Here is a 13,027-nt window from a genome sequence, read left to right as displayed (position 1 = left end):
CCCTTATGCCGGGGCCTCGGCAGTTGGCACCTGCTCCTCATGCCCGTCGGCATTTCGGATGTGCTCTTGACGCTGCCGCGCATCCCTGAACATGTATGGTTCCGTTCACTATATCTCGGCGCGGCCCCCGCCCGCCACCCTTAAAAGAGCGTCCCAAGATGTTGCTGCTTATCGACAACTACGACTCCTTCACCTACAACCTCGTGCATTATCTTGGCGAGTTGGGCGCCGAGATCGAGGTCTGGCGAAACGATGCGTTGGATGTGCAGCACGCCATGGCGATGAAGCCCGCCGGCATCCTGCTGAGCCCCGGCCCCTGCGACCCCGATCAGGCGGGCATCTGCCTCGCGTTGACCGAAGCCGCCGCCGAAACCCGCACGCCGCTGTTGGGCGTCTGCCTTGGTCATCAGACCATCGGTCAGTCCTTTGGGGGCAAGGTGGTGCGCTGTCATGAGATCGTGCATGGCAAGATGGGCAAGATGCATCACACCGACACGGGTCTCTTTAAGGGGCTGCCGTCGCCGTTCGATGCCACCCGCTATCACTCGCTGGTGGTGGAGCGCGAGAGCTTTCCGGACTGTCTGGAAATCACCGCAGAGCTGGAAGACGGCACCATCATGGGCCTGCAGCACAAAGAGCTGCCCATCCACGGCGTTCAGTTCCACCCGGAATCCATCGCCTCCGAGCATGGGCATGCGCTCCTGCAGAATTTCCTGAATGAGATGAAGGTCCCGGCATGAGTGATGCGCTGAAACCTCTGATCGGTCTGGCCGCAGATCGCGCCCTGACCCGTACCGAAGCCGAAACCGCCTTTGCCGCGCTGTTCAATGGCGAGGCCACCCCAAGCCAGATCGGCGGCCTGCTGATGGCCCTGCGCACCCGGGGCGAGACGGTGGATGAATATGCCGCCGCTGCCGCCGTGATGCGCGCCAAATGCAACAAGGTCACCGCGCCTGCGGGGGCGATGGACATTGTCGGCACCGGTGGCGATGGCAAGGGCACGCTTAATATCTCCACCGCGACGGCCTTTGTGGTGGCGGGCACCGGCGTGCCTGTGGCCAAACACGGCAATCGCAATCTGTCTTCGAAATCCGGTGCGGCAGATGCGCTGACCGAAATGGGTATACAGGTCATGGTCGGCCCGAAAGTGGTTGAAAAATCACTGAAAGAAGCAGGCATCTGTTTCATGATGGCGCCTATGCATCACCCGGCGATTGCCCATGTGATGCCCACCCGTCAGGAACTGGGCACGCGGACGATTTTCAACATCCTCGGCCCGCTGACCAATCCGGCGGGTGTCAAACGCCAGCTCACCGGGGCCTTCAGCCGCGACCTGATCCGCCCGATGGCGGAAACCCTGCAACAGCTCGGCTCTGAAAAGGCATGGCTGGTGCATGGATCGGACGGCACCGACGAGCTGACCATCACCGGCGTCAGCTGGGTTGCGGGGCTTGGTGAAGACGGCAGCATTTCCGAATTCGAGATCCACCCCGAAGAAGCCGGTCTGCCCGAACATCCCTTTGAGGCGATCGTGGGTGGCACCCCCGCCGAGAATGCCGAGGCGTTTCGCGCGCTTTTGAACGGTGCGCCCTCGGCCTATCGTGACGCGGTGCTGCTCAACTCCGCCGCCGCGCAGGTGGTTGCGGGCACGGTGTCCTCGCTCAAGGAAGGCGCGGAACGTGCCGCCGAAAGCATCGACAGCGGTGCCGCCCTCGGCAAGGTCACGGCGGTTGCACGGATCACCTCGGAGGCCGCCTGATGGCCCCGCAAGACCACGCCTCAGCCCTGCGACCTGCGGTCGGGGGCTGGGCGGACTTGCCGTTCTTTCAGACCCAGTGGCCCTTGATCGAGGTAAAGCTGGCGGAAGACACGCGGCAGATCCTGCCGCCTGCGCATCAGCGGTTTGCCGCCCTTGAACTGACCCCGCCAGAGGCCACCCGCGTGGTGATCCTCGGTCAGGACCCCTATCCCACGCCGGGTCACGCCCATGGGCTGTCCTTTTCGGTCGAACCCGATGTGACACCCCTGCCCCGATCGTTGCGCAATATCTATCAGGAGATGCGCGACGACATCGGCTGCTGCCCAGACACCGGCGATCTGCGCCCTTGGGCCGCGCAGGGCGTGCTTTTGCTCAATACGGTGCTCTCGGTGCCTGCGGGCGACGCCAATGGCCACAAGAAACTCGGCTGGCAGGAGCTTGCACATCAGGTGCTGGATCATAGCTCTCGCCGCCCGACGGCCTATGTCCTCTGGGGCAACCAGGCGCAGGCGCTAGCAAAACACATCCGTCCCGGCGATCACCTGATCCTGAAGACGGCCCATCCTTCGCCCCTGTCGGCGCGGCGCGGCTTTTTTGGATCGCGTCCGTTTACACGGATCAATGACTGGCTCTCCGCCCGCGGCGAGCAGCCTATTTCGTGGGCCGCCCCACGCAGTTCTCAAGGGAGCCTCTTCGATGTCTGAGACCATCCTCGATAAAATCAAAGCCTACAAACTCGAAGAAGTGGCCGCCGACAAGGCCGCCAAACCGCTTGCCGATGTGGAGGCCGAGGCCCGCAGTGCCGATCCGGTGCGCGGCTTTGCGGACCGTCTGATCCAGGCCACCCACGAGGGCTACGGGCTGATTGCCGAGATCAAGAAAGCCAGCCCCTCCAAAGGGTTGATCCGCGCCGACTTCGACCCTGCCACGCTTGCCAAAGCCTATGCCGATGGCGGTGCCGCCTGCCTGTCGGTGCTGACGGACACGCCGAGCTTTCAGGGTGGCAAGGACTATCTGGTGGAGGCCCGCGCCGCCTGCGACCTGCCCTGTTTGCGCAAGGATTTCATGTATGACACCTATCAGGTCGCCGAGGCCCGCGCGCTGGGGGCCGACTGCATCCTGATCATCCTTGCATCGGTGAGCGACGCCCAGGCGGCAGAACTGGAAGCCTGCGCCTTTGACTGGGGCATGGATGTGCTGCTGGAGGTCCATAACGAAGAGGAGCTGGAACGCGCCTGCCATCTGAAATCGCGTCTGATGGGCATCAACAACCGCAACCTCAAGACCTTTGAGACCACGCTCGACACCACCCGCCACCTGTCGCGTCTGGTGCCGCCGGAACGGTCCATCGTCTGCGAAAGCGGCCTGTCCACGCCCGAGGATCTCTCGGATATGGCCCGCTACGGCGCGCGCAGCTTCCTGATTGGTGAGAGCCTGATGCGGCGGGAGGACGTGGCCGCCGCCACCCGAGAACTGCTCGCCAACCCGCTTGTGCCCGGCGTCTGAGGAGCTCTGCCCATGTCCCTGACCCATTTTGACCAGAAGGGCGACGCCCATATGGTGGATGTCTCCGACAAGGATGTGACCGCCCGCATCGCCGTTGCCGAGGGCCATATTCGCATGGCGCAGGAGACCTATGACATCATCGCCGAAGGCCGCGCCAAGAAGGGCGATGTGCTGTCGGTTGCGCGTCTTGCCGGGATCATGGGGGCCAAGAAAACAGCCGAGCTGATCCCGCTCTGCCATCCGCTGCCGATCACCAAGGTCACAGTGGAGCTGACCCTCGACCCCGACCTTCCGGGCGTGCGGGTTGAGGGCACCGTCAAGACCACCGGCCAGACCGGTGTCGAGATGGAGGCCCTGACAGCCGTCTCCACCGCCTGCCTCACGGTCTATGACATGGCCAAGGCGGTGGACAAGGCAATGGAAATCGGCGGCATCCGCGTGCTGCTGAAAGACGGCGGCAAATCCGGCCGTTACGAGGCGTAACCGATGATCTCCGTCTCCGAGGCCCGCGCCGCGCTGCTTGATCTTGTCTCTGCCGTAGATGTCGAGACCGTCCCCTTGGCGCAAGCGGCGGGCCGTGTGCTGGCACAGTCCGTCACCGCAGGGCGCGATCAGCCGCCCTTTGATGCCTCCGCCATGGATGGCTATGCGGTGAATGCCGCCGAGGTGGAGCTGCATGCGATGTTCAAGGTGATCGGCGAGGCCGCTGCCGGACATGGGTTTCAGGGCCGGGTCGGTGCGGGTCAGGCGGTGCGGATCTTTACCGGAGCGCCGGTGCCGGACGGCGCAAGTTTTGTGGTCATTCAGGAAGATGTGGACCGTAAGGGCGATCTCATCACCATCACCGATGATCCGGGGGGCAATGCCAATATCCGCGATCGGGGCCGTGATTTTCGCACCGGTCAGACCGTCGACGCCCCGCGCTTGTTGCGCCCTGCTGATATCGCGCTCCTGGCGGCGATGAACATTGCCGAGGTGCCGGTGCGCCGTCGCCCCGTGGTGGCGCTGATGTCCACCGGGGATGAGCTGGTGATGCCCGGCGAGGTGCCTGGCCCGGATCAGATCATCGTCTCCAACACCTTTGGCCTTAAGGCGATGCTCGAAGAGCACGGCGCCGAGGTGCGTATGCTGCCGATCGCGCGCGACACCGATGCCTCGCTGCGTACCGCCTTTGGGTTGGCGCAAGATGCAGATCTGATCGTGACCATCGGTGGAGCCTCGGTCGGTGATCATGATCTGGTTGCGGGGGTGGCCGAAAGCCTCGGCATGGAGCGTGCGTTCTACAAGGTTGCGATGCGCCCCGGCAAACCGCTGATGGCGGGGCGCATGGGGGCGGGCGCGATGGTGGGGCTGCCGGGCAATCCGGTCTCCGCCATGATCTGCGGTCGGGTCTTTGTGGTGCCGATGCTGCAGGCCATGCTGGGCCTGCCAACAGCGGCAGAGAAGCTCTCCACCGCGCCACTGGCAGCGGCCCTGCCCGCCAACGGACCCCGTCAGCACTATATGCGCGCCACATGGCAGGACACGGGCCTGCAGGCCTTTGACAGTCAGGACAGCTCTCTGCTCTCGGTTCTGGCCCAGGCCGAAGCCCTGATCGTGCGCCCGCCGCATGACCCGGCCCGCGAAATCGGTGAGCCTGTCGATTTCCTCTCCCTCTGACGCGCGGCTCAGGGCTTCAGGCGAAATCCCTGTCTGTATCGCAGCTTACCTGAGCTTTTTATGTTCCCGTTATGACCCGAGCGGTTGACACAAAACGGGAACATGAATAGAACATAAACAAAAGGCATCGTGCAGAGGGGACAGCTATGCTGACGAAAAAGCAGCTTCAGCTTTTGGAGTTTATTCACAACCGTCTGCAAAAGGACGGCGTCCCGCCCAGTTTTGACGAGATGAAAACCGCGCTGGATCTGCGCTCCAAATCCGGCATTCACCGCCTGATCACGGCGCTGGAGGAACGCGGCTTTATCCGTCGCCTCGCCCACCGCGCCCGCGCGATCGAGGTGATCCGCCTGCCCGACAGCCTCGGTGGCAGCGCAGACGGGTTCCAGCCCACGGTGATCGAGGGGGGCAAGGATCAGGACGCGCCACAAGCGGAGCTGAAACCGGTGGCGGATTCCGGCGCCACGGAACTCGCCGTGATGGGGCGCATCGCCGCCGGTGTGCCGATCGAGGCGATCAGCCAGGCCGCGGCCCATGTGGCGGTGCCCAATGCGATGCTGTCCAGCGCCGGTCAGCATTACGCATTGGAGGTGCGCGGCGATTCCATGATTGATGCGGGCATCAACGATGGCGATGTGGTTGTGATCCGCGAAACCGATGCGGCCGATAATGGCGATATTATCGTGGCCCTTGTCGAAGGGCATGAGGCGACGCTCAAACGCTATGAGCGCAAGGGCGGCATGATCGAACTGCACGCCGCCAACCCGGCCTATCCGACCCGCAGCTATGCGGAGGATCAGGTGAAGGTCCAGGGGCGCCTTGTGGGTCTGATCCGCACCTATTGATCGGGGCACACCCGCTCAAACAGGCTTGAAAACGCCCGGTTGCATGCCTTGCTGCCGGGCGTTTTTTGTTACCGCGCGGACCATAACCGATGCACGCCTGCATTGGCCGTGATCCTCTCGCCGTCTTGAGTATAGGCGATGCTGCCGGTGTCGCGCAGGGCCCGGGGCGTGAGCCACAGGCATTCCCCCTCCGGGGGCTCCGCCTCGACCGAGAGCACGATCACCTCCTCCGGCGCGCAACTCTTTTGCCATTGGCTGAGGCCGGTTTTGCCCAGGACATGCACAAACCGGCGCCCAACCGCTTGAAACTCAAGTACCTTCTCCGTCTGCCCGGACGCCATCCGGGCAAAGGCCTGCGCCTGATCCGCACCATCGCCGTCGTTTTCCAGCCAGATCCCGGCGACGAAACTCTTGCCACGCGGGCGCGACAGGGCGCGCCCCTCGGATGTCATCACGCCGACCAGACCGCCATCGGCCGAGATCAGAACCGCGGGGCGCGGCGAAGAGGGCCAGAAGAACAGCGCCACGCCGATGGGCGCAAGTCCAACCCAGCGCAACCGCCCCTGCCACAAGAGCACCAGCAATGCGCCCATGACCAGCACCGGCAACATCCACGGCTCTGGCGCAACCACCTGCCCGCGGGCACCGGGCCAGCCGGCAACGGTGTCAGCGACGGTCAAAATCCAGCTGATCCCCTGCGACATGATCCAGAATCCAACTGCGCCGGCTCCAAACGGCGCCAGGCAGATCGCCAGCACCGCGCCCGGCACCACCACCGCGCCCATCACAGGTACGGCCGCGAGATTCGCAATCAGCCCGTAATGCGAGATCATGTTGAAATGCGCCGCTCCAAAGGGGGCCGTCGCCAACCCCGCTACCAGCGAGGAGACAACCAGCGCGGCAATCCAGCGTGCGGCACTGCCCAACGCGCCCCCGCGCCCGGGACGAAACACCGGCTGCACCGCCTGAAACACCACCACCAGGGCCAATGTGGCGGCAAAGCTCATCTGGAACCCGGCGCTCAGCAGGCTTTCGGGGCGGCGCAGCAACACCAGCACCGCCGCAAAGGCGACCGCGCGCACGGAAATGGCCCGCCGGTCCAGAAGCACCGCCACCAGCATCACCGCCACCATCAGGAACGCCCGTTCGGTGGCGACATTGGCCCCCGACAAGAGCAGATAGCCAAAGCTCGCCAGCAGGGCGACGGCAGCGGAGATCTTCTTGACGGGCCACCGCAGCGCAACAGAGGGCCACAGCGCAAACGCCCGCCGCAGGCTGGCAAAGATCACGCCGGCAAACAGCCCCATGTGCAAACCGGATATGGCCAGCAGATGCGCCAGATTGCTGGCGCGCAAGTCTTCGGTCACCTGGCGCGGCACATGGGCGCGATCACCGGTAACAAGGGCGGCTGCTACGCCGCCGGTGCGCTCTGGCAGTGCGGCGCGCACCCAGTCTGACACCCGGACGCGCAGGCTGGCGATCGGGAGCATCTCCGGCGGGGCGCTGCGCAATACGGGCACGCGGCTGTAGCCCACCGCCCCGAGCCCCAGAAACCAGGCGTGACGCCGAAAATCAAAGCCGCCGGGCTCGGCCGGGCCTTGCGGCGGCGACAGATGCGCGGTGGTCATCACCCAGGACCCGGGCTCCGGCGCGGTGCCATCAAACAGCGAAATCCGCACCCGTCCCGGCGTGCGCGCAGGCGACACATCATCCAGCCGCACATGTCCCAGCGTGATCCGCATGGCGTCAGAGGCGGATCTGTCGACCTTGAGCACCTGCCCCTCCACCGCGCCGTAATAGCGAAACGACAGTACCGGCGCGCCGACCTGATGCGCGCGCGCGCCCATGTAGCAAAAGCCGAGGCCGACCAGAACCAGCGCCGCCGCCAGCAGTCCCAGCCCATCGCCGCGCCGCGCGCACAGACCCAGCCCCAGCGAGACGCCAAGCACGCCCGCATAGATCGACACGGAGGGTTCCTGTGCGAGGCGGAAATAGAGCCCGATGCCAAGGCCAAAACACACCGGCACCCAGGGAAACAGATGTCCCCGCTGGAGCTGTAGCATTGTATCAAGGGCGCCGAGAATGCGCACGCTTGCTCCCTGCCTTCTGGCTCGGTACACAGGCGTCAAACGTTGAACCCTCAAGGTTTCCAAAAGGTAAATACCCCACATGTCCCAACCGGTCGTCACCCGTTTCGCCCCCTCGCCCACCGGCTTTTTGCACATCGGCGGCGCGCGCACCGCGCTGTTCAACTGGCTCTATGCACGCGGGCGTGGCGGCAAGTTCCTGTTGCGGATCGAGGACACCGACCGGGAGCGTTCCACCCCGGAGGCCACCGCCGCCATCCTGCAAGGCATGCGCTGGCTCGGGCTTGATCACGACGGCGAGGTGGTGAGCCAGGCCGCGGGCGCGGCGCGTCACGCAGAGGTCGCGCATCAGCTTCTGGCCGAGGGCAAGGCGTACAAGTGTTTCTCCACGCAGGACGAAATCGCCGCCTTCCGCGAGGCCGCCAAGGCCGAGGGCAAATCCACCCTGTTCCGCTCGCCCTGGCGCGACGCCGCCGAATCCGAACATCCGGACGCCCCCTTTGCGATCCGCATCAAGGCGCCCAAGGACGGCGAGACCGTCATTCGCGACGAGGTTCAGGGCGATGTGACCCTCAAAAATGCGCAACTGGATGACATGATCCTTCTGCGCTCCGACGGCACGCCGGTCTATATGCTGGCCGTTGTCGTCGACGATCACGACATGGGCGTGACCCATGTGATCCGCGGCGATGACCACCTGATGAACGCCGCCCGCCAGATGATGATCTACGAGGCCATGGGCTGGCAGGTGCCGGTCTGGGCGCATATCCCGCTCATTCATGGACCGGATGGTAAAAAATTGTCGAAACGCCACGGGGCGCTCGGCGCGCAGGAATACCAGGCGATGGGCTATCCGGCGGCGGGCATGCGCAACTACCTGGCGCGGCTCGGCTGGGCGCATGGCGATGACGAATTCTTCACCGACGCGCAGGCCAAAGAGTGGTTCGACCTGAGCGGAATCGGCAAGAGCCCGGCCCGGTTTGACACCAAGAAGCTGGAGAACCTCTGCGGCCAACATATTGCAATCGCTGAGGATGCTGCGCTGCGGCAGGAAATCGAAGCCTATCTGGAGGCCGCCGGTAAACCCGCCCTGAGTGACGCACAGTCACGCGGGCTTGAAGCGGCGATGCATTGCCTCAAGGACCGGGCAAAGACCTTTCCGGAACTCCTTGAAAAAGCCCATTTTGTGCTGGCTTCACGTCCGCTGGACCGGGATGCGAAGGCGGAAAAAGCGCTTGATTCAGTATCCCTTGGTATACTGGGAGAATTGACGCCGCATCTGCAAAATGCTAGCTGGTCGCGAGACGAACTTGAGGCCGCCCTGAATGAATTTGCCGCGGCCAAGGACACGAAGTTTGGCAAATTGGCCGGCCCGCTGCGGGCTGTGCTTGCAGGCCGCGCGGTAACGCCTTCGGTCTTCGACATGATGATCTGCCTGGGCCGGGATGAAACGCTGGCCCGGCTCAAGGACGTAACAGGCTGATTGCCCGATGGGATCTGATGGTCAGATCCGGGTAAGCCCGTTCGGATAGGATTCCGCCTGCGTCGCCAGTCGACGTCGGCGCCCCGCTGCGCGGAACGGGCCACCCGCCCTCTCTGCGCCTGTAACAGGAAGGGACATCTATGACAGATTCACAAAAAACGGCCCAGCTGAGCCTGAATGGTGAGACCTACGATCTGCCCATTTTCAAGCCCACCGCCGGGCCGGATGTTCTGGACATCCGCAAACTCTACGCTCAGGCGGGCGTCTTCACCTATGACCCGGGCTTCACCTCCACCGCGAGCTGTGACAGCACCATCACCTATATCGACGGCAACGAAGGCGTGTTGCTGCACCGTGGCTATCCGATCGACCAGCTGGCGGGAAAATCCCACTATCTGGAGGTCTGCTATCTGCTGCTCTATGGTGAGCTGCCGACCGCGACCCAGCTTGAGGATTTCGAGACCCGTGTGACCCGTCACACCATGGTCCACGAGCAGATGCACAACTTCTTCCGTGGCTTCCGTCGCGATGCGCACCCGATGGCGACCCTTGTGGGTGTTGTGGGCGCAATGTCGGCCTTCTACCACGATTCCACCGACATCTCCGATCCGTGGCAGCGCGAAGTGGCGGCCATCCGCCTGATCGCAAAGCTGCCGACCATTGCGGCGATGGCCTACAAGTATTCCATCGGCCAGCCGTTTGTGTATCCGCGCAACGACCTGGATTACGCGGCCAACTTCCTGCACATGTGTTTCTCTGTTCCGGCAGAGAATTACGAGGTCGATCCGATCCTGAGTCGGGCGATGGACCGCATCTTTACCCTGCATGCGGATCACGAACAGAACGCCTCGACCTCGACCGTGCGTCTGGCGTCGTCCTCCGGGGCCAACCCGTTTGCCTGTATCGCGGCCGGCATCGCCTGCCTCTGGGGGCCCGCACATGGCGGCGCCAACCAGGCCTGCCTCGAGATGCTGAAGGAAATCGGCTCCGTCGACCGTATCCCGGAGTTCATCGAACGCGCCAAGGACAAGAACGATCCGTTCCGCCTGATGGGCTTTGGCCACCGCGTCTACAAGAACACCGACCCGCGCGCCAAGGTGCTGAAGCAATCCGCCGACGAGGTGCTGGAGCTTCTGGGCGTCGAGAACAACCCGCTGCTGCAGGTGGCCAAGGAGCTGGAGCAGACCGCGCTCAACGATCCTTACTTCATCGAGAAGAAGCTGTTCCCGAACGTCGACTTCTACTCGGGCATCATCCTCGAGGCGATGGGCTTCCCGACCTCCATGTTCACGCCGATCTTTGCGCTGTCGCGCACCGTTGGCTGGATCTCGCAGTGGAAGGAAATGATCGGCGATCCGCAGAACAAAATCGGCCGTCCGCGCCAATTGTATCTGGGTGAGACACAGCGCGATTACGTCGATATCGAAAACCGCTGAGCCGTAGCAAAAGAAACCTTAAAAAACCGCCCGCAGTTGCCGGGCGGTTTTTTTATTGTTTTCAGTGGCATGCAAATCTCGCAGAGAACAGAGATCGCATCCGGGACTATTGTCGCGGATGCCGAAACAGACAGTTTTAACCAATCTTCAATTAAATACGTTACTTTTCAAATTCCGGCCTTAAAACGGACCATATACCCGCAGGTTGCCATGTGTTTGCCGCATTCAAGAATGGCGAGCAATGCGCTGACCTGTGATTACCGAACGAGGGCATGGAATGTTTCTACTTGCGATGATGGGAACCCTGGCAGCCGTTGGCGCCTTTGTGGCCCTGGATGGTGACGGTGACGACAGCGATGACAACACCGAAGACACCGCCGCCAACGAACGGGTGCCGGACAGCACGCTGGAAGGCTCGTCGCTCAGCGACCTGCTGATCGGGACCGACGGGCACGATCTGATTTCCCTGGGCGACGGCGATGATCGCAGCGAAGGCGGTGAAGGCGACGACACCATCAATGGCGACGCAGGCGCGGACGATCTGCGTGGCGAAACCGGCGATGATGCGCTCTACGGCGATGCTGGGACCGACGATCTCTATGGTGGCGACGGCGATGATTTCATCTCCGGTGGCGCTGATGCCGACATCCTCGAAGGCGGCTTCGGTGATGACCGCATGACCGGGGGCGGTGGCCTTGATGTGATGGTCGGCGGTTCGGGCGACGACACCATGAGCGGCAGCCTCGGTCAGGACTACATGTCGGGCGATTCCGGCGACGACAGCCTCTCTGGCGGCTATGGCAGTGACGGGCTGCATGGGGGTATCGGCGCCGATACGCTCGACGGTGGCGCCGGGGATGATGCGCTGAATGGGGGCACGCTGGTCACCGGTCCGTCGCTGTCCTCGCCGATCACGCTGCGGCAGGTCTTTCTTGAAAACGAATCCACTCCCAGCACCTTTGGTCTGGATGTCGTCGATGATGGCACCGCCGATGTGCTGAGGGGTGGGGATGGCAATGACGTCCTGCTTGCCGGGGCCGGAGATGATCTGACCGGCGGCGAGGGGCTCGATGTCTTTGGGATCGGCGACTGGATGGACGCCGGAGAGGCTGCGGTTATTCGCGACTTCAACGTCGGGGATGACAGCATTGTCTACCGCTACGACGGTCTGACCCCGCCGGATCTGAGCTATGAAACCGTCACCAACTCCGATGGCAGCGCCGATGTGGAGATTCTGGTCGGAGGTGAGGTCATCGCCTATCTGGAAAACGCGGGCGACGGATTTGATCCCGCCACCCATGTGCAGCTGCTTCAGGCCAACGCCTAACGCTGCGCCAGACGGACCAACCTATGAAAAAGCCGCCCCGGATCGGGCGGCTTTTTTTTGGTAACAGAGTGGCTTGCGCGCGGTCAGCGCCCTTCAAACCCCGGTTTGCGCTTTTCCATAAATGCGGTAACGCCCTCCATGAAATCGCGGCTGCGGCCCAGCTCCCCCTGCAAATGCGCCTCCAGCGACAGCTGGTCGGACAGGCTGTTGGTGGTGGAGTCGCGCAGCGCCTGTTTGATGGCGCCAAAGGCCTTGGACGGGCCGCTGGCCAGATAGGCCGCACGCGCGTTCCAATGGGTCTCGAACTCCGCGTCCGGCACCGCTTCCCAGATCATGCCCCAGTCACTGGCCTGACGCGCCGAGATCCTGTCGGCAAACAGCGCCGCGCCCATCGCCTTGGCCAGCCCCATCTGGCGCGGCAGGAACCACGTGCCGCCCGCATCCGGCATCAGCCCGATCTTGGCAAAGGCCTGCAGGAAATAGGCGCTCTCGGTGGCAATCACCACATCGGCGGCCAGCGCCAGATTGGCCCCGGCCCCGGCCGCCGGACCGTTCACCGCAGAGAGCGTCGGCACCGGGCAGTTGTAGATCGCCTCCAGCATCGGCACATATTCATCGCGCAGCGTGCGCTCCAGATCGATCTGGTTGCCACCGGTGGAGGCGTCCTTGAGATCCTGACCGGTGCAAAACGCATTGCCCGCCCCGGTCAGCACCACCGCACGCGCCTCGGCTGCGGCCGCTTTCATCGCATGGGTGATTTCCGCCCGCATCTGGCTGGTGAGCGCATTCATGCTCTGCGGGCGGTTCAAGGTCACGGTCGCAAGCCCGTCTGCAAGCGAATACTGAATGTCGCGGTAGTCCATGCGTGAAATATCCCTGTTCGAGTTATGCGCATGTTGACCTAAGCATCCGCCTGCGAAAAGAC

12 protein-coding genes are annotated in these 13,027 nt (G+C 63.4%); 10 read left to right on the top strand and 2 right to left on the bottom strand.

All coding sequences use genetic code 11. The annotated features are described in order from the left end of the window. Positions 1 to 158 precede the first annotated feature (158 nt). The 7 genes from MHM97_RS04530 to lexA all read left to right on the top strand — a co-directional run bounded on the left by MHM97_RS04530 (position 159) and on the right by lexA (position 5,769). The gene (locus MHM97_RS04530) at positions 159 to 740 is read left to right on the top strand and encodes an anthranilate synthase component II (RefSeq protein ID WP_239319985.1); all 582 of its coding nucleotides are present in this window, start codon (positions 159 to 161) and stop codon (positions 738 to 740) included. Further along, positions 737 to 1,759 (top strand): anthranilate phosphoribosyltransferase, encoded by a 1,023-nt coding sequence (trpD, locus tag MHM97_RS04525; protein ID WP_239319984.1) that lies wholly within the window; start codon positions 737 to 739, stop codon positions 1,757 to 1,759. The genes MHM97_RS04530 and trpD overlap by 4 nt, the downstream gene beginning before the upstream one ends. Further along, positions 1,759 to 2,463 (top strand): uracil-DNA glycosylase, encoded by a 705-nt coding sequence (locus MHM97_RS04520; RefSeq protein ID WP_239319982.1) that lies wholly within the window; start codon positions 1,759 to 1,761, stop codon positions 2,461 to 2,463. Before trpD ends, MHM97_RS04520 begins: the two co-directional genes overlap by 1 nt. Further along, a complete protein-coding gene (trpC, locus tag MHM97_RS04515) occupies positions 2,456 to 3,265 on the top strand; it encodes an indole-3-glycerol phosphate synthase TrpC (RefSeq protein ID WP_239319980.1) in 810 nt (269 codons plus the stop codon). Before MHM97_RS04520 ends, trpC begins: the two co-directional genes overlap by 8 nt. Before the next feature lie 12 nt (positions 3,266 to 3,277). Further along, positions 3,278 to 3,748, top strand: coding sequence for a cyclic pyranopterin monophosphate synthase MoaC (moaC, locus tag MHM97_RS04510; protein ID WP_239319978.1), 471 nt, complete (start codon positions 3,278 to 3,280; stop codon positions 3,746 to 3,748). A gap of 3 nt (positions 3,749 to 3,751) precedes the next feature. Further along, positions 3,752 to 4,924 (top strand): molybdopterin molybdotransferase MoeA, encoded by a 1,173-nt coding sequence (locus MHM97_RS04505; RefSeq protein ID WP_239319975.1) that lies wholly within the window; start codon positions 3,752 to 3,754, stop codon positions 4,922 to 4,924. Between the two features lie 146 nt (positions 4,925 to 5,070). Further along, on the top strand, positions 5,071 to 5,769 hold the full coding sequence (gene lexA / locus MHM97_RS04500) for a transcriptional repressor LexA (RefSeq protein ID WP_239319973.1): 699 nt from the start codon (positions 5,071 to 5,073) through the stop codon (positions 5,767 to 5,769). Between the two features lie 68 nt (positions 5,770 to 5,837). Here the strand turns inward: lexA and MHM97_RS04495 are convergent, their stop codons facing one another. Beyond that, positions 5,838 to 7,859 carry a ComEC/Rec2 family competence protein gene (locus MHM97_RS04495; RefSeq protein ID WP_239319971.1) on the bottom strand — a complete coding sequence of 674 codons (2,022 nt, stop codon included), beginning with the start codon at positions 7,857 to 7,859 and terminating at the stop codon, positions 5,838 to 5,840. A gap of 79 nt (positions 7,860 to 7,938) precedes the next feature. Between MHM97_RS04495 and gltX the strand changes: the two genes are divergently transcribed. From gltX to MHM97_RS04480, 3 genes are all read left to right on the top strand, one after another. Further along, positions 7,939 to 9,339 (top strand): glutamate--tRNA ligase, encoded by a 1,401-nt coding sequence (gene gltX, locus MHM97_RS04490; protein ID WP_239319969.1) that lies wholly within the window; start codon positions 7,939 to 7,941, stop codon positions 9,337 to 9,339. Positions 9,340 to 9,479: 140 nt separating this feature from the next. Then, positions 9,480 to 10,775 carry a citrate synthase gene (gene gltA / locus MHM97_RS04485; protein WP_239319967.1) on the top strand — a complete coding sequence of 432 codons (1,296 nt, stop codon included), beginning with the start codon at positions 9,480 to 9,482 and terminating at the stop codon, positions 10,773 to 10,775. A gap of 277 nt (positions 10,776 to 11,052) precedes the next feature. Beyond that, positions 11,053 to 12,102, top strand: a complete 1,050-nt coding sequence (locus MHM97_RS04480) for a calcium-binding protein (RefSeq protein ID WP_239319956.1) — start codon at positions 11,053 to 11,055, stop codon at positions 12,100 to 12,102. 83 nt (positions 12,103 to 12,185) lie between these two features. On the opposite strand, the gene MHM97_RS04475 is transcribed toward MHM97_RS04480, so the two are convergent. Then, a complete protein-coding gene (locus tag MHM97_RS04475) occupies positions 12,186 to 12,965 on the bottom strand; it encodes an enoyl-CoA hydratase-related protein (protein WP_239319954.1) in 780 nt (259 codons plus the stop codon). Positions 12,966 to 13,027 lie beyond the last annotated feature (62 nt).

It is taken from the genome of Epibacterium sp. Ofav1-8 (assembly GCF_022348185.1).
Lineage (GTDB): Bacteria > Pseudomonadota > Alphaproteobacteria > Rhodobacterales > Rhodobacteraceae > Epibacterium.
This window is presented reverse-complemented; position numbering and strand designations above follow the sequence as displayed.